We start from the raw sequence: 26,126 nt of genomic DNA, 5'->3' as shown, positions 1-26,126 counted from the left end.
CTTTACATACCCGGCAGGTTGAACCCCGGCGGCAGCGCCAGGCCGCCCTGCATCGCCTTCATTTCCTGTTCGGAAACCCGGTCTGCCTTGTCGCGCGCATCGTTGAACGCAGCAGTGACGAGGTCTTCGACCATCTGCTTTTCTTCCGGCTTCATCAGGCTGTCGTCGATCGTCACGCCCAGGATGCGGCCCTTGGCCGTGGCGCGGACCTTGACCAGTCCGCCGCCCGACTGCCCTTCGACCTCGAGCGCGTCGAGCTTGGCCTGCATTTCGTTCATCTGGCTCTGGATCGTCTCGGCGGCCTTCTGCGCGGCCTTGATCATCTCTTCCATCGATTGCATCGCGGGGTATCCTCAGCGGTTTAGCGGCCCCAGGCCGTGCGGCCCGAAGCGGGGGAAACAGGGTCAGTGACGAACTCGGCGTCGGGGAAAGCCTCAAGCGCCGCCTGCACCAGCGGATGCTGGCGCATTGTCGCATCAGCGGCTTCGCGGGCCATCTGTTCCGCCTCCAGCAACGAAGGGACACCATCAGTCTGGCATTCCTCCACCTGCCAGCGCATCCCCGTGGCCGAATAGAGCGCATCGCGCAGCTGCGGCGCAATATCCTCGCGGAAGTGGGGCGCGCGGGAAAAACGCAGCAGACCCTGCCCCAGCTGGACCACGCGGACCTGCATCCGCATCAGGCTGGCGGCGAGATGGTTGCCGCCCTGCTCGACCAGGTCGACCAGCTGGGTCCATTCGATCGAACCGCCGTTGGCCCGCTGGCCGGCTTCCGACCGGGCAGACGCGCCCCCACTGTCGCCCACCGGTGCAGCCGACTGGCTTGCCACGCCGCTCGCAGCGATTTCTTCCAGCCGCCGCGCCAGTGTGCCCGGGTCCGGCAGGTCGGCTGCGTGGAGGATCCGCAACAATGCCATCCGGGCCGAAACCAGCGGATCGGGGGCAGAGCGGACCTCGTCATAGCCCTTGAGCATCAGCTGCCAGAGCCGGTGGAGCTGCCCGGCTGACAATCGCTCCGCCCAGGCGGTCAGTTCAGCGCGTTCCTCGGAAGTCGCGCCTTGCCCCTCGGCCCCGGAGACCCGGGCCAGGGTGATGCGGTGGATCAGGTCCATCAGCCCGCGCATCAGCGCCAGCGGCTCGACCCCGAGCGCATACTGTTCGTCCAGTGCGGCGATCAGCGCAGGTGCCTCGCCATCAAGCACATGTGCCAGCAGGCGGCGCTGTGCGCCCTTGTCAGCCAGCCCGAGCATGTCGCGCACTTTGGCCGCGCTTACCTTTCCGGTGCCTTCCGGGCCATCGCCATCGTTGCTCCCGCCATCCAGGTCGGCATGGGCAATGGCCTGGTCGAGGATCGAGAGCCCGTCGCGCACAGAACCCTCGGCTGCGGCGGCGATCATCGCCAGCGCCTCGTCTTCGGCCGCAACGCCTTCCTCGGAGCAGACCCAGGCAAAGTGGCTCTGGAGCAGTGCGGCAGGAATGCGGCGCAGGTCGAAGCGCTGGGTCCGGCTGAGCACGGTGACCGGCAGCTTGTCGACCTCGGTGGTCGCAAACAGGAACTTCACGTGCGGCGGCGGTTCCTCAAGTGTCTTGAGCAAGGCATTGAACGCATTGCGGCTGAGCATGTGAACTTCGTCGATGATGTAGATCTTGTAGCGCGCGCTCACCGCTGCATAGCGCACGGCCTCGATGATTTCGCGCACATCATCCACACCCGTGTGGCTGGCGGCATCCATCTCGATCACATCGATATGGCGCCCTTCGGCAATCGCCACGCACGGCTCGCACTGGCCGCAGGGATCGATTGTCGGCCCGCCCTGCCCGTCCGGACCGATGCAGTTCAGGGCCTTGGCTATCAGGCGCGCGGTGCTGGTCTTGCCGACCCCGCGCACACCGGTCATCAGGAAAGCGTGGGCCAGCCGGTCCCGCCGGATGGCATTGGCCAGAGTCTGGACCATGGCATCCTGCCCGATCAGCTGGCTGAAGGTCTGCGGGCGGTACTTGCGGGCGAGAACGCGATAGGGTTGCGACGCAGGAGCCGATGCGGGGGCCGGCGTGGGGGCCGGCGCAGTGGCCGGTACCGCCGCAGCAGCAGGCTGCGGTGCAGGAGCCGGATCGCCGAACAGGGCGCTCTGCCCCGCCGCCTCCAGCTCTGCGGCTGTCGGCTTCGGCGTCTCTTCCCCTGCGCCCTCAAGCCAGGGCGGGGTATCGCTGTCCGGTGAATCACCCATGCAGCGCAATCTAGGAGCGCGAAGCCCCGCTGTCGAACACTTGCGCCGGTTGTCCGCCGCTATTGCGCCGGACCGGGGGTTTCGCCTGGCCGGGGCTGCGCCTTGTCGCGCCCCGTCCGCTTCATCCACTCGGTGTAGTTTTCGCGGATGGTCACTTCCTCGAGCCAGGCCACCGTGCGGTCGATCATCGCCTCGCTGCCTGCGATCAGGGGCCACCAGCCGCCGCCCCGACTCTCGGTATAGGGGATGGTGCGAAACCGCTCCAGCCACAGGCTCGGCTCGAACCGCCCGCCCACGCTGGCATTGCCGGCATAGGGCCAGATCGCCAGCGGCGCGAGATAGCGATTGCCGTCCTTGCCCTGGCGCGACGTGACCTGCGGCTTTCCGTCGGCACCCACGGCAATCACCGCCTGCACCTGCGAGGAATCCAGCATTCCGGGCCGGTCACTGGCGGGCTCGACATAATCCGGCTGCTCCCAGTTCACGACCGTGGGCTGCGCGAGCGGGTCAATCATGACCTCCTCGATAACCAGACATTCGATCAGCTCGTATTCAAGGTTGCCGCCAAAACCGTTTCGAAATTCCCGCCGACGCTCGGCATCGCTGGCACCCACCATCATCGTATAGTAGGACTTGCCGCGCAGGCATTCGCGCCCCTGCTCGTTGAAGCGCAGCGCATATCCGGGAACGGGCTGTTCCGGATACGGGCGCGCCTTCGCTTCCGCAATCAGCAGCGTTTCCACTCCGCCTTCCAGCAGCAGCGTCAGGCAGGCGGTGTTGCAGGGGCGATCCGGGAATATCGGTGCCTGGCCGATCAGGGCCAGGGTTCCACCCGGAGCGATCTCCAATGGCGCGAGCGGAGGTTCCGGGGCAAGGTCTGCCACCCCCGCCGCCGCGTTCCATTGCGCGGCAACCGCGTAGCTCGCGCTGAAAACGGCAATCGTGGCGAACCCGGCCAGAGCAGGCTGGTGCCAGCCGCGCGGGCTCCGCAGCAGTTTGCGCAGAACCGGCAGCAGCAAGAGATAGAGCGCCAGGATCGCGAGCAGGTATAACAACAAGGTCGGGAACGGCAGCAGCACGCCGATCAGGCCGATGATCGGGATCATCACCAGCGACGCGCCAATGGTCGCTGCGCCCAGTGCGCCGATTGCGGCAAGCAGGGTGAGGATAACCAGCACGACGCCGGTCTGGCCGATCAACGGGCGCATTCTGGCAAACACGTGCGCCCTCCCCCCGGAAAGCTGCAAGAAAAAGGAGCCGGGCGACCCGCTGCCATCCGTTGTGGCTGCTTCCTTCCGGACCTGACCAGGTTGGCGGACGCGAACGTCCACCCGACTCCCGCTGCGCATATGGCGCGGGCGGTCCCGATTGGCAAGACTGCGAAAGGCGAATGCGCCCTCCCTTGCGTGCCCTTGCGTGCCCGCCCTCCTCTGCTAAAGCGCCGCCAACCATTTCCAGCAGGCAACGGGGAACCCATGCAGAAAATCAAGGTCAAGAACCCGGTCGTCGAACTCGACGGCGACGAGATGACGCGGATCATCTGGCAATGGATCCGCGAGCGGCTGATCCTGCCCTATCTCGACATCGACCTGAAGTACTACGACCTCTCGGTCGAGAAGCGGGACGAGACGAACGACCAGATTACCGTCGATTCCGCCAATGCGATCAAGCAGTACGGCGTGGGCGTGAAGTGTGCGACCATTACCCCGGACGAGCAGCGGGTGGAGGAATTCAACCTCAAGCAGATGTGGAAGAGCCCCAACGGGACCATCCGCAACATCCTGGGCGGCGTGGTCTTCCGCGAACCGATCGTGATCGAAAACGTGCCCCGGCTGGTGCCGGGCTGGACCGATCCCATTGTCGTCGGCCGCCATGCCTTCGGTGACCAGTACAAGGCCACCGACACGCTGATTCCCGGCCCGGGCAAGCTGCGGCTGGTGTTCGACGGCGAGGACGGCACCAAGATCGACCTCGACGTGTTCGACTTCCCCAGCGCGGGCGTCGCCATGGCGATGTACAACCTGGACGATTCGATCCGCGATTTTGCCCGCGCCAGCTTCAACTACGGCCTCAACCTCGGCTGGCCGGTGTACCTTTCGACCAAGAACACCATCCTCAAGGCCTATGACGGACGCTTCAAGGATCTGTTCCAGGAAGTGTTCGACAGCGAAGGCTTTGCCGAGAAGTTCAAGGCCGCCGGGATTGTCTACGAACACCGCCTGATTGACGACATGGTCGCCTCCGCCCTCAAGTGGAGCGGCAAGTTCGTGTGGGCATGCAAGAACTACGACGGCGACGTCCAGTCGGACACCGTCGCACAAGGGTTCGGCTCGCTCGGCCTGATGACCTCGGTCCTGATGAGCCCGGACGGCAAGACGATCGAGGCGGAAGCGGCGCACGGCACCGTCACCCGCCACTATCGCCAGCACCAGCAGGGCAAGGCAACCAGCACCAACCCGATCGCCAGCATCTTCGCCTGGACCCGCGGCCTGATGTATCGCGGCAAGTTCGACGAGACGCCCGAGGTGGTCCGCTTCGCCGAAACGCTGGAGCGGGTCTGCATCGAGACGGTCGAGCGCGGCCACATGACCAAGGACCTCGCGCTGCTGATCGGCCCGGAACAGAGCTGGATGACCACCGAACAGTTCTTCGAGGCAATCGTGCAGAACCTCGAAAAGGAAATGGCCAGCCAGGCCTGACCGACCTTTGCAGCGATGCATACCAGAGCCCCCGGCAGCCATCTGCCGGGGGCTTTGCGTTGAAGCGGGTATAGCGGTTGGCATCGCCGCGAAGTGCCGTCTAAGGTCCGGTCATGGCCGGAGAACTCGCACCCACCCCGATGCTGTCCGACGCCCTGGTGATTCTCGGCGCGGCGGGGATCGTGATCCCGCTGTTTGCGCGGTTCCGCATCACCCCGGTGATCGGGTTCATCCTGATCGGCGTGGCGGTCGGCCCCTATGGCCTCGGCAAGATGGTGTTCGACCACCCCTGGCTCACCCACATCACGATAACCGACCCGGACGGGCTGAAGCCCTTTGCCGACTTTGGCATCATCCTGCTGCTTTTCGCGATCGGGCTGGAGCTCTCGTTCAGCCGACTATGGCAATTGCGGCGCTATGTCTTCGGCCTCGGCGCGCTAGAGGTGCTGGTCGCCGGGACCGTTCTGGCGGCAGTACTGGCCATGCTGGGACAGTACTGGACCGGCGCGCTGGCGCTGGGGTTTGCCCTGGCGTTCTCTTCGACCGCAATTGTCCTGCCAATTTCCGGCACTACCTCCCCTGTCGGCCGTGCTGCCCTGTCGATGCTGCTGTTCGAAGGCATCGCGCTGGTGCCGATCATCTTCATCCTCGGCGCCATGGCGCCCCATGCTAAGGCCGACGGGTGGGGCGGGCTGATCGAAACGTTGTGGATGGGCGGAGCCGTGATCGCGGCCCTGCTGCTGATCGGCTGGCTAGGCCTGCCAAAGCTGTTCGGTCTCGCCGCCAGGACCAAAAGCCCGGAGCTTTTCCTGTCAGCTGCGCTTCTGGTGGTGATCGGCGCCAGCTTGGCGACCGCAGCGGTAGGACTGTCGCCAATCGTGGGTGCACTGATTGCTGGCGTTCTGATCGCCGAGACGGATTATTCGCCGGAAGTCGCTGCAATCATGGAGCCGTTCAAGGGGCTTGCCCTCGGCGTATTCCTGATCACGATAGGGATGAGCATCGACCTTGCAGTGGTGATTGCCAACCTTGACTCGATCCTGGTGGCTGTCGTCCTCGTGCTGTTTTTCAAGGCAGTCGTGACCATGGTCCTGCTCAGAATGATGGGCGCGCGGCGCAGCACGGCCGCCGAGACCGGCATCCTGATGGCCAGTCCTTCAGAAGACACCCTGATTATCCTTGCTGCGGCCAGCGCCGCCTTACTGATCCAGCCCGGCACCGCACAATTCTGGCAGATCGTCACTGCGATCGGGCTGACCGTCACCCCGCTGCTGGCCAGGCTGGGCCGGTCCGTTGCCAGACGGATCGATGCAGCGCCCGATCTGGCCTTAGATGAGGAAGAGCAGCGCGTCATCATCCTCGGAATCGGCCGGGTCGGACAGATGGTGGCGGAGATGCTCGCCACCCACAACCGCCCCTACCTCGCGATCGATTCCAATCCGGAGCTCACCGAACGGGCGCGGCGGGACGGGTTCCGGGCGCAGTTCGGCGATGCCAGCCGGCTCGACACACTCAGCCGCCTCGGCATCGGGCAGGCGCAGGCGGTGGTCCTGACCATGGACGAACCGGTGCTGGCACAGCGGCTGGTCTCCAGACTGCGCAAGGAGCATCCGGACCTGCTGATCGTGGCCCGCGCGCGCGACCTGCAGCACGCCGCCGCGCTCTACCGCGCCGGGGCCAGCCATGCCGTGCCGGAAACGCTGGAAAGCTCGCTCCAACTGTCCGAAGCGGTGCTCACCGATATCGGGGTGGCGGTCGGCCCGGTGATCGCCTCGATTCACGAGAAGCGTGACGAATTCCGCGCCCAGATCGAGCGGGATGGCGAACTCGATTACCGCCCCAAGCTGCGCTCAGGCACGGTCAGGCCGGATCCCGCTGCTGCGCCTTAGGCGGCAACGGTCTCCATCGCCGCCTTGACCGCAGCCACGGCTTCGGCCGCCTTGCCCGCCTCGGGGCCGCCGCCCTGGGCCATGTCCGCGCGCCCGCCGCCGCCCTTGCCGCCCAGCGCCTCGACCCCGGCGCGCACCAGCGCCACCGCATCGAATCGCCCGGTCAGGTCGTCCGTCACCGCCACCGCAATGGCGGCGCGCCCGTCATTCACCGCCACCGCCGCCGCCACGCCCGAACCGATCCGCTTCTTGGCCTCGTCAAGCAGGCCGCGCAGTTCCTTTGCGTCCAGCCCGTCATAGACCTGGCCCGAGAAGCTGACCCCGGCCACTGTCTCTTCAGCGGGCGCACCAGCAGCGCCACCGCCGCCGCCCAGCGCCAGCGCGCGCCTTGCCTCGGCCAGCTCGCGTTCGAGCCGCTTGCGTTCCTCCACCAGCGCGGCAACCCGGGCCTCGACCTCGTCAGGCGAGGCCTTGATCGTCCCCGCCACGGCCTTCAGAGCCTCTTCGCGGCCGACCAGCCACTGGCGCGCGGCCTCTCCGGTCAGCGCCTCGATCCGGCGCACGCCGCTGGACACCGCGCTTTCCGAAACGATCCGGAACAGGCCGATATCGCCGGTGGCGCGCACGTGTGTGCCGCCGCACAGCTCGACCGAATAGGTCCGCTCGGCCCCGTCTGCCTGGGTGCCCTTGCGGCCCATCGACAGCACGCGCACTTCCTCGCCGTATTTTTCGCCAAACAGGGCCAGCGCGCCGGCTTCCACCGCATCGTCCGGGCTCATCAGGCGGGTCACGACCTGCTCGTTGGCGCGGATTTCCGCGTTCACTTCAGCCTCGATCGCGGCGATGTCCTCCGCCGAGAGCGGCTTGGGGTGCGAGAAGTCGAACCGCAGGCGTTCTTCCGCTACCAGCGATCCCTTCTGCGTCACATGGCTGCCGAGGCGGCCCCGCAGCGCGGCATGGACCAGGTGGGTGGCCGAATGGTTCGCCCGGATCCGGTCACGCCGTTCGACGTCGACCACCAGCCGCACGGTATCGCCCACGCGGATCGTGCCCGCTTCCACGGTGGCATGATGCGCATGGAGGCGGCCCAATGGCTTGGAGGTATCGGAGACCGACAGGCGCAGGCCTTCGTTGTTCGAAATCGCGCCGACATCGCCGGTCTGGCCGCCGCTTTCGCCGTAGAACGGGGTCTGGTTGGTCAGCACCACCACGCTCTCGCCCGCGCTGGCCTGCTGGACCTCGCTGCCGTCCCGCACCAGTGCCACCACCCGGCCTTCGCCTTCGGTGGCGGCATATCCGGTAAACTCGGTGCCGCCCTCACGCTCGGCGAGATCGAACCAGACTTCGCTGTCAGCCGCCTGGCCGGAGCCCTTCCACGCTGCGCGCGCTGCCGCCTTCTGGCGCGCCATCGCCGCATCGAACCCGGCCTTGTCCACCCCGATCCCGCGCGCCCGCAACGCGTCTTCGGTCAGATCATAAGGGAAGCCGTAGGTGTCATAGAGCCGGAAAGCGGTTTCGCCGTCGAGGCTGTCGCCTCCGCCCATGGTGCCGGTCGCCTCGTCGAGCAGGCCGAGGCCCTTCTCCAGCGTGCGGCGGAACTGGGTTTCCTCGCGCTCCAGCACTTCCTCGATCAGGGCCTGCCCGCGCTGGAGTTCAGGATAGGCCTGCCCCATCTCGGCCACCAGTGACGGCACCAGGCGGTGCATCAGCGGATCCTTCGCCCCCAGCAGGTGCGCGTGGCGCATGGCGCGGCGCATGATCCGGCGCAGCACATAGCCGCGCCCTTCGTTGGAGGGCAGCACCCCGTCGGCCATCAGGAAGCTGGTCGAGCGCAGGTGGTCGGCAATCACGCGGTGGCTGGCGCGCTGCTCGCCCTGCGCGGCGACACCGGTCAGGCTCTCGCTGGCAGCGACCAGCGCGCGGAAGGTGTCGGTATCATAGTTGTCGTGCACGCCCTGCATCACGGCGGCGATGCGTTCGAGGCCCATGCCGGTATCGATCGAGGGCTTGGGCAGGTCGGTGCGGCTGCCGTCGGCGGCCTGCTCGAACTGCATGAACACCAGGTTCCAGATCTCGATGAACCGGTCGCCGTCCTCGTCCGGGCTGCCCGGAGGGCCGCCGGGGATATGGTCGCCGTGGTCGTAGAAAATCTCGCTGCACGGGCCGCAGGGGCCGGTATCGCCCATCGACCAGAAGTTGTCGCTGGTCGGGATGCGGATGATCCGCTCCTCCGGCAGCCCGGCAATCTTGCGCCACAGATCGAACGCCTCGTCATCGGTGTGATAGACAGTGGCGGTGAGCTTGTCGGCCGGCAGACCCCATTCGCGGGTCAGCAGGGTCCAGGCATGGAGGATCGCCTGTTCCTTGAAATAGTCCCCGAACGAGAAGTTGCCGAGCATCTCGAAGAAGGTGTGATGCCGGGCGGTGTAGCCGACATTGTCGAGATCGTTGTGCTTGCCCCCGGCGCGGACACACTTCTGGCTGCTGGTGGCCGTGGGTGCGGGCGGGGTTTCCAGCCCGGTGAACATGTTCTTGAACGGCACCATCCCCGCGTTGACGAACATCAGCGTGGGATCGCTGTAGGGAACCAGCGGCGCACTCGGGCGCACGGCATGGCCAGCCTTGCCGAAATAATCGAGGAAGCTGCGGCGGATTTCGTTGGTGGACGTCATGCCCCGCGAATTAGGCACAAGCCGCGCGTGCGACAAGCGGATTAAGCGGGTGTCTGAGAACGGCGCAACCGATTACAACGCCTTTTGTGCCGAAACGATCCATGCCCCTGCTCGCAAGGCGATCAGCCCGCCCTCGACATTGTTGGCCAGGAAGCGGCGCAGACGGCCGATGAAGTTGGCGCGATCCTCGTCCGGCAGCATCCGGGCGGCGCGCGCGGCGGGCCCGATCGTGAGCATGTAGGAGACCGCATCCTCCAGCGGGTTCTCCCCGCCCCCCAGGATGAAAGCGAAGTCGACCGGTTCCAGCCGGATCTCCTGCCAGCCAGCCTCGGCCAGTATGCCTTCGACCTGGACCGGGTCAGCCATTGCGAACGGCCCGGGGGTCAGCGGGTCGATCGGAACGACCGCCTCGGGCGGGAGGAGCGAGATGACCCGGTCGGCCCAGGGATTCTCCGACACATCGCGGAAGCAGGAATAGACCAGTCTCGCGCCGGGGGCGGCCATGGCCAGGAGATGGGCGAAGGCTGCGACCGGCCGGTCAAAGAACATCACACCGTGGCGGGAGGCAATCAGGTCAGGGGCATAGCCGGGCAGTTGCCAGTGCGACGCATCGCCCTCGTCGAAGAACACGTTGCCGAGATAGCCGCTGCGTTCCCGCGCGACCGCGATCAGGTCAGGGCTGATGTCGAGGCCGACCACTTCCGCGCCGGCATGGCCGCGGGCCAGGGCCAGCGAGAGTTCGCCGGCACCACAGCCGACATCGAGCGCCCGGCGAAACGGGCGGGCGCTGGCGCGGTTGAGCAGGACATCGGTCAGGCCGGTGAAGCTGCGATCGGTGCGGCGCCACTCGGCCGCCCAGTTCTGGCCGACCCGGCCCTGCCACTCGTTCTTGTCCGTCACTGCCTTGCCCTTTGTTGCGAACCCGGGGGCGTTCTCGCGGCAAAGCATACCGGCAATCAAGGGGTTGGCAAGCCGACGGGGGTCGACAATGGTCCGAAGCGGAGGCAAGGATGCGGCTCACCAACGGGGCGCCCGGCACGGGATCCGCCGAGGCGCATGACGTCGGGGGCGGTAGATCTCAGGGGCAGACGACATGCGGCTGGGGCGGAAGATGTCCGGGCGGACGGCGTGCGGGGCGGGGGCAGGCCCGCCGGACAAGAAAAACCGGCGCGTGGCGAAGCTCGCCATCACGCCGGTTTTCCGTTTTCCCGGGCGCGCCCGCCAGTGCGACGGGGATCATGCGCCCGCTTGAGCAGCGATGGTTCAGTCCTCCGCGTCAGGACCGGCCATCATCTCCTCGGCGACAACGTCGGTTCGGCCGCGGATGGCGGCTTCCAGCTTGTCGCAAAGTTCGGTATTTTCCTTGAGGAACTGCTTGGCGTTCTCGCGCCCCTGGCCGATCCGGATCGAATCGTAGCTGAACCAGCTGCCCGATTTCTCCACCACCCCGGCCTTGACCCCGAGATCGAGGATCTCGCCGATCTTGGAAATGCCTTCACCATACATGATGTCGAATTCGACCTGTTTGAACGGAGGGGCCACCTTGTTCTTGACCACCTTCACCCGGGTCGCGTTGCCGACGATCTCGTCACGATCCTTGATCTGCCCGGTGCGGCGAATGTCGAGCCGGACACTGGCATAGAACTTGAGCGCATTGCCGCCGGTGGTGGTTTCCGGGTTGCCATACATCACGCCGATCTTCATCCGCAGCTGGTTGATGAAGATCACCATGCACTTGGAGCGGCTGATCGAGCCGGTCAGCTTGCGCAGGCTCTGGCTCATCAGGCGGGCCTGGAGGCCGACATGGCTGTCACCCATTTCGCCCTCGATCTCCGCACGCGGAACCAGGGCGGCAACCGAGTCGACCACCAGCACGTCGATCGCGTTGGAGCGGACCAGGGTATCCACGATTTCCAGCGCCTGTTCGCCGGTATCGGGCTGCGACACGATCAGCTCGTCAATGTCGACCCCCAGCTTCTTGGCATAGACCGGGTCGAGCGCGTGCTCGGCATCGACGAAGGCAGCGGTGCCGCCAGCCTTCTGCGCCTCGGCAATCACATGCAGGGCCAGCGTCGTCTTGCCGGAGCTTTCCGGGCCATAGACCTCGATCACCCGGCCCTTGGGCAAGCCGCCCACGCCAAGCGCAATGTCGAGCCCGAGCGAACCGGTGGGGATTACCTCCACCTGCATCGCTTCCTTGCTGCCCAGCTTCATCGCCGAGCCCTTGCCGAATGCACGGTCAATCTGCGCGAGCGCTGCATCGAGCGCCTTCTGCCGTTCTGCGTTCACTTCCTTGCCTTCCACCAGCTTGAGTTGCGCAGCCATCGCATGACCTCCTTCGCTTGCCTAGGGCCTGGTGCCCGTTATCGACGAAAGACGATGTATCGCATTTGTTCCGGCAGAACAAGAGTGGAACAGAACTTTTTTAAACAGGCCTTTCAGCGCCCTGCCTAGCCGGTTTCGCGCAGCTGCCAGTCGAACTGCTCGGTCCTGTTCGCCGGCACCGTGACCTCGACCACGAGCGCGCCGTCCCTGACCTCGGTCTTGCGGCGCGGCCAGCGGGCCTCGATCTCGCCCGCCCCGCCCAGCACCACGCGCACCCGCACCGGATGGCTATTGGCATTGCTGATCTCGGCCCGCATCCTTCGCCACTTCGCGCCGTCTTCGGGCGGGTCACCCGGCCCGTTGTAGGCGCACTGGCTGAACACCTGTGCACTGTCCGACAGCTCCAGCTCGACATCCTGGCCCACGGGATAGTCACGCAGATCGGTTTCGGCGACCAGCTGGGTGCCGAGCGCGCCCGGCTCGAACACCGCCATCGCGCCCTGCGGCAGAGCTACGCCGAGCCCTTTCTTCATCTCGTTGCGCGTGACCAGCAGGACCTCGGCCTGTTCCAGGTCTCCCACGTCGTCGGTGGCGGCATACCTTTCCCACGGATCGCACCCGATCCGGTAGAGATAGCGCGCCCGCACCGCGTCCTTGCTCAGGAAGGCAACCTGCTTGAGCCCCTTGGCCGCCACGGTGACCGGGAACGGCACCCGGTAAAGCTTGAGATCGCCCAGCTGCTCTTCCTCGGCCGTGCGAACCTTCTGAGCTGTCACGACGATCCGGTTCATCCGCGATCCGGTAACCATGATTTCCGCCGCATCCGCCATCATCGCAGGAGCTGGGGGCGGCGGTGGCGGCGGAGGGGGATAGGACCCGTAGAACGGCATGCCCGACCCCTCGGCGGTGCTCCCCAGCGGGTAGCAGGTCAGCCGCAGGGGATCGGCCACCGGCGGTTCGGCCAGATCCCGGTAATTGCTGGTGACGTTGAGCGTGCCGGCGATCACCATCAGTTCGGCATCGGGAAATGATTGCCCGTTGTCGTTGAGCAGGGTCAGCCAGCTCAGCAGCCGCATCGTAAACTCGCCGTCACCCTTCGCGTCGTCGCGCGACTCGGCCAGGGTGGCGACATAGTTGGCCTGCCAGTCAAACCCCCAGGCGAGATAGGTCAGGGTGACGGTATAGGTCCCCCCACCTGCATCGCGGGTATCGATGCTGAACACCGGGCTGGCGGAAAGCCCTGCGGGAATGCGGTCAAAAGTCAGCCCCTCGGGCAAGCCGGCGCAGCGCACCGCCTCGAACCCGGCCCCGGTCTGGAGCACCAGCCCGCCATCGGCGCGGGTGCGGACGACCGCCTCTTCGCTCACCGCCTTGCCGGTGGCAGGGTTGGTGCGGGTAATGGTGACCCGGTTGCCCAGCGCGCCGTTGACCAGCGCGGCGGGCGAAAGCAGCTCCGCGTTGCGGTTCATCTCGATCGTGCCGCCCGGCAGGCCGGTGACGATCGCGGTCACCCCCACCATGCCTTCAGCCACGCCTTCGAAGCGCACGGTCGATTCGCCCGGCGGCAGGGTAACAGTGCGGGTTTCACTGATCATCGCGAAGCCTTGCGGCCAGTCACGGTTCATCGCCTCGCCCGTGCCGCGCGACGGGTCGCGGTAGAGCGTGACCGACATGGCCTGCGGCGCGGAGGCGTCCACCACCTCGCGCGCCTGCAACGGGCTTGCCAGCGACAGCAGGGCCAGGGCGGCAGTGATCAGGCGCATGGCCCGCGCGCCCCGTCAGTACCGGGTTTCGTAGGTTACGCGGATCGTCCGCTCGCCTTCTGCCGGCACGGACACCATCCATTTGCGCCGGTCGAAGTTGATCTGTTCACCCGGCACGTCCTCGCTGACGATCCGGTAATCATAGCCCCACCAGTACTGGCCAAGACCTGCCTGGACCAGGTCGACCTCCACCGGCGTCGCCTTGGCGTTGGTCAGCTTGTAACGCATGGTGGTGCGGTAGAACGTCCTGGGCCCGCTCGACCTCGACCTGTTCGACCACCTGGCCATCGCGGATCACGCGGTATCGGGCCGATTTCTCCCATTCGGACGCGGTAATCTCCTGCCGGCTCTCGACTTCGGCCTGGACGAACACGTCAAACGCATCGCCGGTCCGCAGGCTCAGCTCGCTGCCCATCGGGGTGTGGCCGATGCCGTTCTCGCCGATGAACTGGGGCGATCCCCGGCGGTCGCGCTGGTAGAACCGAACCGTCCCCGCTGGCAGGGCATCGCCCAGTCCCTGGTCACGCGCGGTCGAAAAGGCGATCTCGCTGCTCGCCTGCACCGGCTGGGCGTCGTTGTTCATCCAGTACACGTCGCGGCGATAGACCTTCTTTGCCGGGACTGCCTGCACGTCGAGGAAGCTGACCTGCTTGGTCTGGGCATTGGCGATCGTGGTCCGTTCGCTGATCGGATAGAGGTAGAAGTCGCCCAGCTGCTCGCGGCCCGAATTCTGCGTGCCTGCGCGAATCATGCCGGGATTGCCGCGCCGCCCGCCGCCGCCGGGGCTGCCCGCCACCAGCAGCGTTTCGGCGCGATGAAAGGTGGTGCCGGTATTGTTGGTCAGGGTGACCCAGCCCTGCATGTCGATCGTGCCCTTGGCCTCGTCATAGAGCGCCACATAATCCGCGTTCCAGCCAAGGCCCGGCGTCAGGTAACGGATTGCAGCCGGGCGCGAACCTGCACGGCTGCTCTCGATATTGACGGAAAGGGTCGGCCGGGCGCGCAGGTTGGGCGGCACACGGTCAAAGATCACCCGCACCGGCAAGCCATCATCGCGCAGCACTTCGATCCGGTTGCCGATCTGCACCACCACCCCGCCTGCGGTCGAAAGCACCGTAGCACGTTCGCGCGTCTCCACGCCGGTCGCCGGGTTGGTGCGCAGCAGGGTGACGGTCTGCCCGATCGCCTTTTCCATCATCTTGGTGGGCGTCAGCAGGTCGAAGTCGAAGTTCTGTTCCGCAATCGTGGTGTCATCGGCGAAGAAGCTGAGCGTCTCGGGCCGGATCTGGGCCGACACGTCGGGAAATTCGATCCGGCTGCGCCCCTGGCCGATGGCCAGCTGGCGCACGTCCTGCACCAGTGCCTGCCCGTTGTTGTAGATGGTAACCGCCACATCGCCCTGAGACGTCTGGGAGGAACCGGGATCGGGATCGGCGGCGGAACGGGACTGGGATTGGGCCTGCCCCGCTCCCGCTGCTGCAACCGTCAGCAGGGCCAGCCCGGCCAGTCTGCGTTTCCCCAAGCCGAACCGCACCATCTGTTCCTCCCCCTTAATCACCGGCTCATCTTGTCAGACCAGCCAGGTTTATCCCGGATGAACCTTGCCCCGGGTCATTTCCTCCCGCCGGCCATGACCATGGCCACGGTGTCACCAATCTGCTGCACGTTGAACGGTTTGGCCAGGAAATGCATGTTTTCCATATCGATCTCGTCCCGCAGCTGCTCTTCGGCATAGCCTGACATGAACAGGATCGGCATGGCCGGATGGAGCTTGCGGATGGCCTTGGCCATGGCCGGCCCGTCCATTCCGGGCATGACGACATCCGACACCACCAGATCGAACGAACCGCCGCCCGCCACCGCCGCCAGGCCTTCCTCGCCATCCGGGGCCGTGGTCACACTGAAGCCCGCCCGGGTCAGCGCCCGTTCGGCCACGGCGCGGACCATATCCTCGTCTTCCACCAGCAGGATGCGGCCGCCGCCCGCCCATTCCGAAGCGGGGCGTTCTGCCGGCCTGGCCGGGGCCGCCGGCATGGCCCCGCGATGGACCGGGAAATAGATCGTGAAGCGCGCGCCTTCGGCCGTGCCGCCCTGACCCGCCACATTGTCGGCAAAGATGAAGCCGCCCGATTGCTTGATGATGCCATAGACAGTCGAAAGGCCCAGCCCGGTGCCGCCCATGGAGCCGCCCTTGCCCTGTTCCTTGGTGGAAAAGAACGGCTCGAAGATCTTGCCCAGCACTTCAGGGGGGATGCCGCCGCCGTTATCCTGCACCACCAGCACGGTGTAATCGTCAGCCGGCAGGATATCGCTCGCCAGCTTGCGCACATCGGCTGAACTGACCCGGCGGGTGGAGAGCGTCACCCGGCCCTTGCCATCCTTGCGGGACTGGATCGCATCGCGCGCGTTGACCGCCAGGTTGACGATCACCTGTTCCAGTTGCTGCGGGTCCGCCCGGACCGGGCCGAGCGCGCGATCGTGCCGCACGCGGAACTCGATCTTCTCGCCGAGCAGCCGCTTGAGCAACTGGGTCACTTCGCTGACCACGTCGGGCAGTTGCAGCACTTGCGGCCGCAGGGTCTGCTGGCGGCTGAAAGCCAGCAATTGCCGGGTCAGGCTGGCCGCGCGGTTGCTGTTGGCGCGGATCTGCTGGATGTCGTCATAATCGCTGTCCCCCGGCGTGTGGCGCAGAAGCATGAGATCGCAATAGCCCAGGATGGCCGTCAGCACGTTGTTGAAATCGTGCGCGACCCCGCCTGCCAGCTGGCCGACCGCCTGCATCTTGGTGGCCTGGGCGACCTGCCGCTTGAGCCGGGTCTCCTCGCTTGAATCAACCAGGCTGAGCAGCACGGCCGCCTCGCCCAGCCCGCGCACCCCGGCAATGCCGAGCGAGACCGGTTCTTCCGGGTTGCTCCGCAGCCGCACCGCCACATCGCCACTCGCCGCCGCGCCCTTGCCATAGCGCCGCACGGCATCGGCCAGCGCGCTCTTGTCTTCACGCACCACCAGATCCGACGGGTATTGCGGCAGGCTGCGCCCTTCCGCCCCCGCCGCGCGCAGGAAGGGCGGGTTGGCGAACAGGAAGCGGCCGTCACGGTCAGTCATGGCGAGGCCCAGCGGCAGAGCACCGAGCAGCGATTCAAGCTGCGGCGTCCCGGCCTGCGCCCCCCCGTCCCAGCCGCCGAGGCCGACACCGCTGTCAACCAGCAGCATCAGCGAAGGGGATTCATCAGCGGGCGCGCCCCGTTTTTCGTCCGGCCGGTTGAGCGGAACCTGCAGCAAGGTCTGCGGCGCACCGCGGCGCCCCTCGCGGGCAAAGAAGATCCGGTCCCGATCGTCGGTCCGCAACTGGGTGACGAACTCCTGCCCGGCCAGAGTGGCTGCTGCATCGCCGGCCGCCCGTTCGGCGAAACCGGGGGTTACGGCGCGGATCATGCCGTCGGGCATGACCAGTGCAGCCTCGATCCCGGAGCGCGAGAGCAGCGCGCCGAACAGCCCGGTCAGCCAGCCTCCGACGGTTTCGGGAAGGTTCTCTTCCACCAGCGCCTCGAACCGCCAGACCAGGTGGTCCTCGCCCCGTCCGGCGCGGGCGGCGCGGGCGCGCCACACGCCTTTGCCGGTGTTGCTTTCCAGCCGCTCCGCCTTGCCAGTGCCGTCACGCCAGGCTTCCCGCGCGGCGCGGGCCAGGGCTTCGAGGGAAGCGCGGTCCAGCGGCAGGTTGGGCGGCGCATGGCCGATCCCGAACCAGCTCTGATAGGCGGCATTGGCGCAAACCAGCCGGTTTGCGCGGTCGGTAATCGCCATCGCGACGCCTTCCTGCTCGATCGCCTGCACGGTCACCGACCAGTCCGGCTGGGCCGGGGCTTCGCCCTGATGCGCAGGCATGAACCGCGCCGCCATGGCGGCGGCTGCGCCCACTACCGCCAGCGCCCCGGCATAGGCCAGGGCGACCACGGCGCTCTCGCTCATCCACCACAGCAGCGCCGCCGTCAGCAACAGCGCGGCACCGACCACGGCCAGCGGCAGGGCAGCGCGCGGCTCCGTCTCCTGCCCGATCATTCCGATCCCGCTTTCAGTCGCGCGTCGAGCGATGCCTCCATCCGCTTCAGGCGGCGGGTCCACTTGCCCGAGACAATCACCCGCCAGCCGACGCTGGCCAGCACGTAGCCGATCGAGGCAGACAGCACCGCCAGCACGATGAAACCGAACGCGGTCACCCCCGCCACCTCGACCGCCTCGAACACCATCGACCAGCCGCCGTGGACCATCACGTCATTGAGCACCTCGGTCGTCGCCGCATCCACCTTGAGCACGAACGCGCCCACCTTGTTGGCCACGATCAGCCAGAACGGCAGGGTGAAAGGGTTGGTGATGAAAGTGCTCAGAGCCGAGAGCGGCACGTTGGCGCGGGTCGGCAGGGCCAAAAAGGCGGCGAGGAAGATCTGCCCCACCGGGATGATGAACGCCGCGAACAGCCCCAGCGCAATCCCCCGCGGCACCGAGCGGCGGGTGAAGCGCCACAGCTCCGGGCTGAGGAAGCGGTGGGCGATCGGCCGCAGGTACTTGTTCTGCGCCATGTCCTCGCGCGAGGGCATGTGCTTGCGGATCAGGTCGGCCAGGAAGGTCTTGGATCGCGGGCTGGTCATAAGCCCGGACTACCCTGCAATGCGGACCATGAGCGCATCGTGAACTACCCGCGATCGCGCATGATGCGCGCCTTGTCGCGCGCCCAGTCGCGGTCCTTCATGTATTCGCGCTTGTCCTGCGCCTGCCGCCCCTTGGCCAGCGCCAGCTCGACCTTGGCCCGCCCGCGCCCGTTGAAATAGACGCTGAGCGGCACCAGCGTCATCCCCTTGCGCTCCACCGCGCCCATGAGCTTGGCGATCTCGCGCTCGTGGAGCAGCAGCTTGCGGGGGCGGCGCGGTTCATGGTTGAAGCGGTTGCCGTGGCTGAATTCGGGGATGTTGGCGTTGATCAGCCAGGCCTCGCCATTGCGGATCTCGGCATAGCTTTCGGCGATGCTCGCCTCGCCCGCGCGCAGCGCCTTGACCTCGGTCCCCTGCAGCATCAGCCCGGCCTCGAACTTCGCCTCGACCGCATAGTCGAACCGCGCGCGCCGGTTCTCGGCGACGGTTTTCTGCTTGTCGAACGTCTCGGGTTTGGGGCGGGCCATGCTGCGCCGCCATGTAGGGCCTCGCGCCGCGCAAGGGAAGGCCCGCCGCCCCGCCCGGGCAATTTACTGCGGCGCGATTTTCCTACAGCCCCCGACCTGTGCTTTACGCTGGCGGATGGACGACAAGCAGACGCAACCGCCCGCAGGGCGGCAAGGCCAAGTGGCCGCCCGCAGCGATGATGCCGCAGGCATCGTGAGCGAGGACACCGCGCCCGCGGAGGCGGGTGCGCAAACAAGGGGGCTCCCCGCCTTCACCCCGGTCCCGCGCGCGAAAGACCGCTCCAACGGCTGGAAGCCGCAGGTGCAGCAGGCCTTCATCGAGGCGCTGGCCGACACCGGCAGCGTCCGCGCCGCCTGCCGCCGCGTCGGGCGCAGCGAGCACGGCGCCTACCAGCTGCGCCGCCACCCCGAAGCGGCCGGCTTCCGCGCGGCGTGGCAGGCCGCGCTCGACCACGGCATTGCCCGGATCGAGGACGTGGCGATGGACCGTGCGCTGAACGGGGTGGAGGTGCCGGTCTATTCCTACGGCAAGCTGCTCGGCAGCCGCACGGTCTACAACGACCGGCTGCTGATGTTCCTCCTGCGCAACCGCGCGCCGGAACGGTTCGCGGCCGGCCGCGCCCGGGCACTCAACGCGCTCGACAAGCTGGAGCTCGCCCGCCTCAAGCAGCAGTGGCGCGCCGAGTGGGAGGCCGAATCTGCGGCCGAGGAACAGGCGGTCTTCGATTCGATCGACGCGCTGATCGACGAGATGCGCCGCCGCACGCACCGGCCACGCAGCCCCCGCGCCCAGGCGGCCTACGACCACTACCTGGCGGTCCAGGCCGAGGACGAGGCCAGCGGCTATTGCGCGCTCACCGACCCGGACCACCCCGAAGGCGCCGCGCGGCTGGCCGACCTCGCCGCCCGCACCCCCGCCTCCGCCGAGGACGACGCCCCCTCAGCCCCCCCGCCGGGCTGGGGCCGCAAGCCCAAGCCAGCGCCGGAGCCGGAACCGTTCCCGCGCTGGCATTCGCCCAAGGACGAGGGGTGGGAGTGAGGGGGCGACAGGATTGATTGAGGCAGGCTAGCCCCCCCCTCTCCCCTCGCGGGGAGTCGCAGACGTGGCGCAGCCACAGCGGAGGGAGCGCCGCAGGCGCGGAAGGAGAGGGGGTCGGCGCTACGGCAATGCTGCACAAATTTAATTGAAATATATACAGCAATGCCGTATACCTTGCGGATGAACGACGCGCCAATCCATACCGTGGTCGAAACCACGGCGTTCACGGCCCGGACCAAGGCGCTCGGGCTCACGGCTGATGAACTGGCTGCGGTCTATGACGTCTATGCAACGGCACCGCATTACGGGGCAGTTGTCCGCAAGACTGGCGGCCTGCGCAAGGGCCGCGTGGCAAAGGCGCAGGGCGGCAAGAGCGGCGGCTATCGGGTTTTCAGCTTTTTCGCTGATCGCGAAAATTCGGTCTTCCTGCTCTGGCTGCTCGACAAGTCGGACGAGGACACACTGACCGACGAGCAGGCAAAGACATTCAAACAGCTGACAGCACTGTTGAAGAAGGAATTGCGGAAATGAAGGACGACGATTTCAAGGGCATTGTTGCCGGGCTGGAGGACGCCATTGCCTTCGTGCGGGGCGACACCACCAAGGGCCGCATCGCCGCCGGCCCTGACGTTAAGGCCATCCGCGCCAAAACCAAACTCAGCCAAGCCAAGTTCGCCGCCAAACTGCGCGTGCCCGTCGGCACCGTGCGTGACTGGGAGCAGCACCGCCGCTCGCCCGATGCGCCGGCGCGGACGCTGCTGGGCATGGTGGATGCAGACCCGAAGGCGGCGCTGGCTTTGATTGAGCGTGCGGTGGGCTAATTAGTATACTGTCCCCGGAATTCCCCCGCAAGGGGAGAGGGAGCAGAGCGCCCCGCCCCCCACCCCTCTCCCCTCGCGGGGAGTCGCAGACGTGGCGCAGCCACAGCGGAGGGAGCGCCGCAGGCGCGGAAGGAGAGGGGGCTCTTGGCCTGAAATGAGAAGGGTGCTAGCTAAATGTCTGTAACCTAACGAAACGGACAGTCAGATAATGGCTGCGAAGCCTCTGGTATGACAATGAACAGATCGATGAATGAAGGACTTGGTGCGGCGAAGGCTGGAAAAAATGATGAGTTCTACACTCAATATATCGACATCCAAAAAGAAATTGAGGCCTATCTAGAGTTCAATCCCGATACCTTTCGAGGAAAGGTAGTCTACTGTAACTGTGACGATCCCTTCGAGAGCAACTTCTTCAAATTCTTCGCTGCGAACTTCAATCGCCTCGGGCTGAGCAAGCTCATTTCAACCAGTTATGATGGGTCACCCATTGCTGGCCAGCAGTTGACATTCGAAGACTCAGAAAAGAAACCCCACAAGGCAGAGGCAATTGCCATCGAGATCGAGGAAGTCACCGACCTCAACAATGACGGCGCAACCGACATTGAGGATGTCAAAATTTTCCTCAAGCAAAACCCCCACAAGCGCATCCGCCTAAAAGATAGCGGCGACTTTCGGAGCTCTGAGTGTATTGAGCTTCTGAAGCAGGCAGATATCGTGGTTACCAATCCCCCGTTCTCGCTGTTCCGCGAATATATCGCGCAACTGATCGAGCACGATAAGAAGTTTGACGTGACCCCCAGCTTTCCCCCAGCTGGGATTAGAGCCGGGCGGTTGTTTCGCGCATAAGCGCGGTTGAAGCAATGGGCTGCGTAGCGGAGCCCGTAGGGCGTAGCGAAGCAGGCCATTGCTTATCCAGTTCGGCGGCGAACGCCGCCGGTGTTGCGTAGCCAAGCGATGAGTGCGGTCGCTCCCGGTTGTAATCATCCACCCAGGCGGCGATCTCGACACGGGCATGGGCCATGCTCAAGAACAGCGTCTCGTTGAGCAGTTCGTCCCGCATGCGACCGTTGAAGCTCTCGACATAGCCATTCTGCATCGGCCTTCCGGGCGCGATATAATGCCACTCGACGCCGATCTCGCCGCACCATGCCAGCACGGCGTTGCTGGTGAGCTCGGTTCCGTTGTCGCTGACGATCATCCCCGGCTTGCCTCGCTGTGCGATCAGCTCGGTCAGTTCACGCACGACACGGCGACCGGAGATCGAGGTGTCCGGCACCGCTGCCAGACACTCCCTGGTCACGTCATCGACCACGTTGAGCACCCGGAACCGCCTGCCTGAGGCCATCTGGTCGTGCACGAAGTCCAAGCTCCAGCGCTGGTTCGGCAACGCCAGAACAGGAGCAGGCGCCCTTGTGCCTACAGCACGCTTGCGGCTGCGTCGTCGCCTGACCGCGAGGCCTTCCTCCTTGTAGAGCCGCTGGGTTTTCTTCCGATTGATCATGATCCCCTCCCGGCGCAGCAGGATGTGCAGACGGCGATAGCCGAACCGGCGACGCTGGTTGGCCAGCTCGCGCAGCTTCTCACGCAGATCGACGTCATCGTCCCGGGTGGAACGGTAGCGCACGCTCTTGCGATCAGCATCGATGACACGGCACGCCCGCCGTTCGCTCATCCCGTGGCAGGCCTGGAGATGAGCAACAGCTTCCCGCTGCGCGGCGGGCGTCAGAACTTTTTTGCCAGAAGATCCTTCAGCGCAGCCTTGTCCAGCATCGCATCGGCCAGCAACCGCTTGAGCTTCGCGTTCTCGCTCTCCAGCTCCTTCAGCCGCCGGGCATCGGACACCTCCAGCCCGCCATACTTCGACTTCCAGTTGTAGATCGTCGCTTCCGACACTCCGTGCCGCCGAGCCAGGTCGGCGGTCTTCGCGCCCGCCTCAGCTTCCTTCAGCACGCCAATGATCTGCTCTTCTGAAAACCTCGTTCTCTTCATCTCGTCCGTCCTTCTGTCAGGGCCGGACTCTAATCCAACTTGGAGGAAAATCAGGGGGTCACGTCAAAGAAGTTCAAGCGAGTCCTCATACGCAGGGCAAAATAGGGGGCGCGTAAAAATGAAGACCAAGCTTCAGACCGAAATCAACGTTGAGCAAATCTGCGACGGCTTCGTTTACAACCAATTCGAGGGCAAAGGTCTTCATGGACTGTCGGGAAAGCTCACGATCCAACCTGAGTATCAGCGAAATTTCATTTATGCTGACCAAGGGGGGAAGCGTGAAATGGCTGTCATTGACTCGCTTTTGAAGGCTTACCCTCTTGGTCTCATATACTTCAACAAGGTAGCCGATGACAAGTTTGAGGTCCTGGATGGGCAGCAACGCATAACCAGTGTTGGCAGGTTCGTGACCAACAAATTTGCCATCATGGACGGAGGCAACCCCAAATACTTTGATAGCCTGCCGAGCGATAAGCGGGATTTGATCCTGAAGACCCGGCTGCTCATCTACGAGTGTGAAGGAACGGAGACTGAGATCAAGCAATGGTTTCAGACCATCAACATAGCTGGTGTCCCCCTGAATGAGCAGGAACTGCTCAATGCGATCTACTCGGGTCCCTTTGTAACAGCCGCAAAGGCTGAATTCAGTAACAGCCAGAACGCCAACATCGCCAAGTGGAGCGCTTACATCAAAGGCAGCGCAAACCGGCAGGAATTTCTTGAGTGCGCGCTGGATTGGGTGAGCAAGGGAGACATCGGTGGATACATGAGTAGCCACCGGCAGTCTGGCAGCATCGACGAACTCAAGAACTACTTCAACTCTGTTCTGGATTGGGTTTCCACCGTGTTCCGTGACGTAGAAGCGGAGATGAAGGGGATCGAGTGGGGTCGCCTCTATGAGACGTACCGCAACACGGCTTATGATCCTGCGAAGGTGTCAGAGCATCTGAAGAGGCTCTACGGCGATCCCTATGTGAAGAATCGCAAAGGTGTCTTCGAATTCATTCTCGGCGGACAGCAAGATACCAAATTCCTCGATGTTCGCGTGTTCGACAAGGCGACCGCGCAAGCCGCTTATGCCAAGCAGACTGCCAAGGCCAAAGCCGACGGTGTGTCCAACTGCCCACTCTGCGCCGTTAGCAATTCCACGAACAAAGCGAAAATTTGGGAGTTCAAGGAAATGGATGCCGACCATGTCGAGGCATGGAGCAAAGGTGGTGCGACCACTGCCGCAAATTGCGAGATGCTCTGCGTCACCCACAATCGCGCAAAGGGTAATCGATAGCGATTGAAGCGTAGCCGATTAAAAATCGCGGCGACATTGGATCGCTCAGAAGCAAGCCACCAACTTCAGCGCGATTTTCTCTCGTCGATAAAGCTCTGGACCCGAGCCATCGCCTCATCATGGGGGATCGGCGGGCGCGGGTCAGCGAGTGACGCGGCGACCTTGGCCCGCAGCCAAGCGTCATAGGAGGCGGCTTCCTCTTCGGTCTCAAATTCGGACACGATGGGGGAGAGCTTGGTCATGCGACGGAAGGTATCGCAGACCGGCGGAATTGCAAGGCCGGGTGCGGCTGGGGTGGAGGTATCGGGGTGGGGCCCTTGTCTTTCGCGTCTTCGCGTGAAACGAAACCAGCGCCGCGTTGGCCGGAGGGTGCCCCTCCACCACCTTTGGTGGTCCCCCTCCCCGTACCGGGGAGGACCTACTCCTCACCCATGCGCAGGGCGGCAATGAAGGCTTCCTGAGGAATCGAGACGTTGCCGTATTCCCGCATCCGGGCCTTGCCCTTCTTCTGCTTCTCCAGCAGCTTCTTCTTGCGGCTGATGTCCCCGCCATAGCACTTGGCGGTCACGTCTTTCCGCAGCGCGGCGATGGTTTCGCGGGCGATCACCTTGCCGCCCAGCGCGGCCTGGATCGGGATCTTGAACAGGTGGCGCGGGATCAGGTCTTTCAGGCGTTCGCACATGCCGCGTCCGCGCGCCTCGGCATTGGCGCGGTGGACGATCATGCTGAGCGCGTCGACCGCTTCGGCGTTGACCATGATGGTCATCTTGACCAGGTCGCCTTCACGCAGGCCGATCGCCTCGTAATCGAAGCTGGCATAGCCGCGGCTGATCGATTTCAGCCGGTCGTAGAAATCGAACACCACTTCGTTCAGCGGCAGCTCGTAGCTGACCTGCGCCCGCCCGCCGACATAGGTGAGGCCGGTCTGCACCCCGCGCCGATCCTGGCACAGCTTGAGGATCGAGCCGAGGTATTCATCGGGGGTGTAGATGGTCGCCTTGATCCACGGCTCCTCCACGCTGTCGATCCGGTTCTGGTCGGGCCAGTCAGCCGGGTTGTGGATCATCAGCTCGCGCGCGTCATCGGTGCGGCTCTTGCTGAGCTGGAGCCGGTATTCGACCGAGGGCGCGGTGGTGATGAGGTCGAGATCGTATTCGCGGGTCAGCCGTTCCTGGATGATTTCCAGGTGCAGCAGGCCGAGGAAGCCGCAGCGGAAGCCGAAGCCCAGCGCGGCGCTCGATTCCATCTCGTAGGAGAAGCTGGCGTCGTTGAGCTTCAGTTTGCCGATCGATTCGCGCAGCTTTTCGAAATCGGCCGCGTCGGTGGGGAAGATGCCGCAGAACACCACCGGCTGGACTTCCTTGTAGCCCGCCAGCGCCTGGGTGGCCCCGCCCTTGACCGTGGTGATCGTGGCACCGACGCGGGCCTGCTCCACTTCCTTGATCTGCGCGGTGATGAAGCCGATCTCGCCCGGGCCGAGTTCCGGCAGGTCGGTGCGCTTGGGGGTGAAGCAGCCGACCCGGTCAACCAGGTGGTCGGTGCCGCCCTGCATGAACTTGACGTTGAGGCCCTTCCTGATGACCCCGTCGATCACCCGGACGAGGATGACCACGCCGAGGTAGGGATCGTACCAGCTGTCGACCAGCATGGCCTTGAGCGGCGCGGCGCGGTCACCCTTGGGGGGGGGGATCTTCTTCACGATCGCCTCCAGCACGTCGGCGATGCCGATGCCGGACTTGGCGCTGGTCATCACCGCCTCGGAGGCGTCGAGGCCGATGATGTCCTCGATCTCGGCGCGGACTTTCTCCGGTTCGGCGGCGGGCAGGTCGATCTTGTTGATGACGGGGACGATCTCGTGGTCGTGCTCGATCGACTGGTAGACGTTGGCGAGGGTCTGGGCCTCGACCCCCTGCGCGGCGTCGACCACCAGCAGCGCGCCTTCGCACGCGGCGAGGGAGCGGGAGACCTCGTAGGCGAAGTCGACATGGCCGGGGGTGTCCATGAGGTTGAGCTCGTAGGTCTCGCCGTCGCTCGCGGTGTAGTTGAGGCGGACGGTCTGGGCCTTGATGGTGATCCCGCGTTCTTTCTCGATGTCCATGTTATCAAGGACTTGCTCGGACATCTCGCGGTCGGTCAGCCCGCCAGTGGCCTGGATCAGCCGGTCGGCCAGCGTGGACTTGCCATGGTCGATATGCGCGATGATGGAAAAGTTGCGAATGCGGGAGAGCTCAGTCATCCCGCGCC

At 65.2% G+C, this 26,126-nt stretch carries 20 protein-coding genes, 1 other RNA gene and 1 pseudogene; 7 read left to right on the top strand and 15 right to left on the bottom strand.

Features of this window, described 5'->3' with window-relative positions:
* Positions 1 to 2 precede the first annotated feature (2 nt).
* From U4960_RS07090 to ffs, 4 genes are all read right to left on the bottom strand, one after another.
* A complete protein-coding gene (locus tag U4960_RS07090; protein WP_324262864.1) occupies positions 3 to 341 on the bottom strand; it encodes a YbaB/EbfC family nucleoid-associated protein in 339 nt (112 codons plus the stop codon).
* A 20-nt stretch (positions 342 to 361) separates the two neighbouring features.
* The gene (locus U4960_RS07085) at positions 362 to 2,227 is read right to left on the bottom strand and encodes a DNA polymerase III subunit gamma/tau (RefSeq protein ID WP_324262863.1); all 1,866 of its coding nucleotides are present in this window, start codon (positions 2,225 to 2,227) and stop codon (positions 362 to 364) included.
* Positions 2,228 to 2,286: 59 nt separating this feature from the next.
* Positions 2,287 to 3,435 (bottom strand): hypothetical protein, encoded by a 1,149-nt coding sequence (locus U4960_RS07080; protein WP_324262862.1) that lies wholly within the window; start codon positions 3,433 to 3,435, stop codon positions 2,287 to 2,289.
* Positions 3,436 to 3,474: 39 nt separating this feature from the next.
* Positions 3,475 to 3,569, bottom strand: an RNA gene (gene ffs / locus U4960_RS07075) — signal recognition particle sRNA small type.
* 133 nt (positions 3,570 to 3,702) lie between these two features.
* Between ffs and U4960_RS07070 the strand changes: the two genes are divergently transcribed.
* Both U4960_RS07070 and U4960_RS07065 read left to right on the top strand, forming a co-directional pair.
* Positions 3,703 to 4,926 carry an NADP-dependent isocitrate dehydrogenase gene (locus tag U4960_RS07070; RefSeq protein ID WP_324262861.1) on the top strand — a complete coding sequence of 408 codons (1,224 nt, stop codon included), beginning with the start codon at positions 3,703 to 3,705 and terminating at the stop codon, positions 4,924 to 4,926.
* Between the two features lie 113 nt (positions 4,927 to 5,039).
* Positions 5,040 to 6,815, top strand: coding sequence for a cation:proton antiporter (locus U4960_RS07065; RefSeq protein ID WP_324262860.1), 1,776 nt, complete (start codon positions 5,040 to 5,042; stop codon positions 6,813 to 6,815).
* Here U4960_RS07065 and alaS read toward each other — a convergent pair.
* The 8 genes and pseudogenes from alaS to smpB all read right to left on the bottom strand — a co-directional run bounded on the left by alaS (position 6,812) and on the right by smpB (position 18,748).
* Positions 6,812 to 9,487, bottom strand: coding sequence for an alanine--tRNA ligase (gene alaS / locus U4960_RS07060; RefSeq protein WP_324262859.1), 2,676 nt, complete (start codon positions 9,485 to 9,487; stop codon positions 6,812 to 6,814). The two genes, U4960_RS07065 and alaS, sit on opposite strands and share 4 nt — an antisense overlap.
* 72 nt (positions 9,488 to 9,559) lie before the next feature.
* Positions 9,560 to 10,387, bottom strand: a complete 828-nt coding sequence (locus U4960_RS07055; RefSeq protein ID WP_324262858.1) for a class I SAM-dependent methyltransferase — start codon at positions 10,385 to 10,387, stop codon at positions 9,560 to 9,562.
* A gap of 363 nt (positions 10,388 to 10,750) precedes the next feature.
* The gene (gene recA, locus U4960_RS07050) at positions 10,751 to 11,812 is read right to left on the bottom strand and encodes a recombinase RecA (RefSeq protein ID WP_324262857.1); all 1,062 of its coding nucleotides are present in this window, start codon (positions 11,810 to 11,812) and stop codon (positions 10,751 to 10,753) included.
* Between the two features lie 125 nt (positions 11,813 to 11,937).
* Positions 11,938 to 13,575 carry a DUF4139 domain-containing protein gene (locus U4960_RS07045; protein ID WP_324262856.1) on the bottom strand — a complete coding sequence of 546 codons (1,638 nt, stop codon included), beginning with the start codon at positions 13,573 to 13,575 and terminating at the stop codon, positions 11,938 to 11,940.
* 15 nt (positions 13,576 to 13,590) lie between these two features.
* Positions 13,591 to 15,112: pseudogene (locus tag U4960_RS07040) on the bottom strand (DUF4139 domain-containing protein).
* A 74-nt stretch (positions 15,113 to 15,186) separates the two neighbouring features.
* Positions 15,187 to 17,634: a hybrid sensor histidine kinase/response regulator gene (locus U4960_RS07035; RefSeq protein WP_324263076.1), complete on the bottom strand. Its 2,448-nt coding sequence runs from the start codon at positions 17,632 to 17,634 to the stop codon at positions 15,187 to 15,189.
* On the bottom strand, positions 17,631 to 18,221 hold the full coding sequence (locus tag U4960_RS07030; RefSeq protein ID WP_324262855.1) for a DUF2062 domain-containing protein: 591 nt from the start codon (positions 18,219 to 18,221) through the stop codon (positions 17,631 to 17,633). The genes U4960_RS07035 and U4960_RS07030 overlap by 4 nt, the downstream gene beginning before the upstream one ends.
* Before the next feature lie 44 nt (positions 18,222 to 18,265).
* Entirely contained in the window at positions 18,266 to 18,748 is a 483-nt protein-coding gene (gene smpB / locus U4960_RS07025) for an SsrA-binding protein SmpB (RefSeq protein ID WP_324262854.1), read from the bottom strand.
* A 301-nt stretch (positions 18,749 to 19,049) separates the two neighbouring features.
* On the opposite strand from smpB, the gene U4960_RS07020 reads away from it, so the two are divergent.
* The 4 genes from U4960_RS07020 to U4960_RS07005 all read left to right on the top strand — a co-directional run bounded on the left by U4960_RS07020 (position 19,050) and on the right by U4960_RS07005 (position 21,454).
* Positions 19,050 to 19,787, top strand: coding sequence for a hypothetical protein (locus tag U4960_RS07020; protein WP_324262853.1), 738 nt, complete (start codon positions 19,050 to 19,052; stop codon positions 19,785 to 19,787).
* A gap of 180 nt (positions 19,788 to 19,967) precedes the next feature.
* The gene (locus U4960_RS07015; RefSeq protein ID WP_324262852.1) at positions 19,968 to 20,318 is read left to right on the top strand and encodes a type II toxin-antitoxin system RelE/ParE family toxin; all 351 of its coding nucleotides are present in this window, start codon (positions 19,968 to 19,970) and stop codon (positions 20,316 to 20,318) included.
* A complete protein-coding gene (locus U4960_RS07010; protein ID WP_324262851.1) occupies positions 20,315 to 20,608 on the top strand; it encodes a helix-turn-helix domain-containing protein in 294 nt (97 codons plus the stop codon). The genes U4960_RS07015 and U4960_RS07010 overlap by 4 nt, the downstream gene beginning before the upstream one ends.
* Positions 20,609 to 20,854: 246 nt before the next feature.
* Positions 20,855 to 21,454, top strand: a complete 600-nt coding sequence (locus U4960_RS07005) for an adenine-specific methyltransferase EcoRI family protein (RefSeq protein ID WP_416379109.1) — start codon at positions 20,855 to 20,857, stop codon at positions 21,452 to 21,454.
* Here U4960_RS07005 and U4960_RS07000 read toward each other — a convergent pair.
* Positions 21,426 to 22,597 (bottom strand): IS3 family transposase gene (locus U4960_RS07000; protein WP_324262325.1). Its coding sequence is split into 2 segments (ribosomal slippage): positions 21,426 to 22,345 and positions 22,345 to 22,597, totalling 1,173 coding nucleotides; the frame shifts between segments, so codons are not numbered across the junction. The two genes, U4960_RS07005 and U4960_RS07000, sit on opposite strands and share 29 nt — an antisense overlap.
* Positions 22,598 to 22,715: 118 nt before the next feature.
* Here U4960_RS07000 and U4960_RS06995 point away from each other — a divergent pair.
* Entirely contained in the window at positions 22,716 to 23,882 is a 1,167-nt protein-coding gene (locus tag U4960_RS06995; RefSeq protein ID WP_324262850.1) for a GmrSD restriction endonuclease domain-containing protein, read from the top strand.
* 65 nt (positions 23,883 to 23,947) lie between these two features.
* On the opposite strand, the gene relB is transcribed toward U4960_RS06995, so the two are convergent.
* Together relB and lepA are read right to left on the bottom strand one after the other, a co-directional pair.
* Positions 23,948 to 24,124 carry a type II toxin-antitoxin system RelB family antitoxin gene (relB, locus tag U4960_RS06990; RefSeq protein WP_324262849.1) on the bottom strand — a complete coding sequence of 59 codons (177 nt, stop codon included), beginning with the start codon at positions 24,122 to 24,124 and terminating at the stop codon, positions 23,948 to 23,950.
* Positions 24,125 to 24,300: 176 nt separating this feature from the next.
* Positions 24,301 to 26,118, bottom strand: a complete 1,818-nt coding sequence (gene lepA / locus U4960_RS06985) for a translation elongation factor 4 (protein WP_324262848.1) — start codon at positions 26,116 to 26,118, stop codon at positions 24,301 to 24,303.
* Positions 26,119 to 26,126: the final 8 nt, after the last annotated feature.

The organism is Altererythrobacter sp. H2 (assembly GCF_035319885.1).
GTDB lineage: Bacteria > Pseudomonadota > Alphaproteobacteria > Sphingomonadales > Sphingomonadaceae > 34-65-8.
The sequence above is the reverse complement of the archived record's forward strand: the minus strand, read 5'-3'. Positions and strand labels throughout refer to the sequence as shown.

Bases quoted from the DNA above. Each gene is read 5' to 3' on its own strand.
- U4960_RS07090 (WP_324262864.1), bottom strand. From the start codon at position 341: ATGCAATCGATGGAAGAGATGATCAAGGCCGCGCAGAAGGCCGCCGAG.
- U4960_RS07085 (WP_324262863.1), bottom strand. From the start codon at position 2,227: ATGGGTGATTCACCGGACAGCGATACCCCGCCCTGGCTTGAGGGCGCA.
- U4960_RS07080 (WP_324262862.1), bottom strand. From the start codon at position 3,435: ATGCGCCCGTTGATCGGCCAGACCGGCGTCGTGCTGGTTATCCTCACC.
- U4960_RS07070 (WP_324262861.1), top strand. From the start codon at position 3,703: ATGCAGAAAATCAAGGTCAAGAACCCGGTCGTCGAACTCGACGGCGAC.
- U4960_RS07065 (WP_324262860.1), top strand. From the start codon at position 5,040: ATGGCCGGAGAACTCGCACCCACCCCGATGCTGTCCGACGCCCTGGTG.
- alaS (WP_324262859.1), bottom strand. From the start codon at position 9,487: ATGACGTCCACCAACGAAATCCGCCGCAGCTTCCTCGATTATTTCGGC.
- recA (WP_324262857.1), bottom strand. From the start codon at position 11,812: ATGGCTGCGCAACTCAAGCTGGTGGAAGGCAAGGAAGTGAACGCAGAA.
- U4960_RS07045 (WP_324262856.1), bottom strand. From the start codon at position 13,575: ATGCGCCTGATCACTGCCGCCCTGGCCCTGCTGTCGCTGGCAAGCCCG.
- U4960_RS07035 (WP_324263076.1), bottom strand. From the start codon at position 17,634: ATGATCGGGCAGGAGACGGAGCCGCGCGCTGCCCTGCCGCTGGCCGTG.
- U4960_RS07030 (WP_324262855.1), bottom strand. From the start codon at position 18,221: ATGACCAGCCCGCGATCCAAGACCTTCCTGGCCGACCTGATCCGCAAG.
- smpB (WP_324262854.1), bottom strand. From the start codon at position 18,748: ATGGCCCGCCCCAAACCCGAGACGTTCGACAAGCAGAAAACCGTCGCC.
- U4960_RS07015 (WP_324262852.1), top strand. From the start codon at position 19,968: ATGAACGACGCGCCAATCCATACCGTGGTCGAAACCACGGCGTTCACG.
- U4960_RS07010 (WP_324262851.1), top strand. From the start codon at position 20,315: ATGAAGGACGACGATTTCAAGGGCATTGTTGCCGGGCTGGAGGACGCC.
- U4960_RS07005 (WP_416379109.1), top strand. From the start codon at position 20,855: ATGAATGAAGGACTTGGTGCGGCGAAGGCTGGAAAAAATGATGAGTTC.
- U4960_RS06995 (WP_324262850.1), top strand. From the start codon at position 22,716: ATGAAGACCAAGCTTCAGACCGAAATCAACGTTGAGCAAATCTGCGAC.
- relB (WP_324262849.1), bottom strand. From the start codon at position 24,124: ATGACCAAGCTCTCCCCCATCGTGTCCGAATTTGAGACCGAAGAGGAA.
- lepA (WP_324262848.1), bottom strand. From the start codon at position 26,118: ATGACTGAGCTCTCCCGCATTCGCAACTTTTCCATCATCGCGCATATC.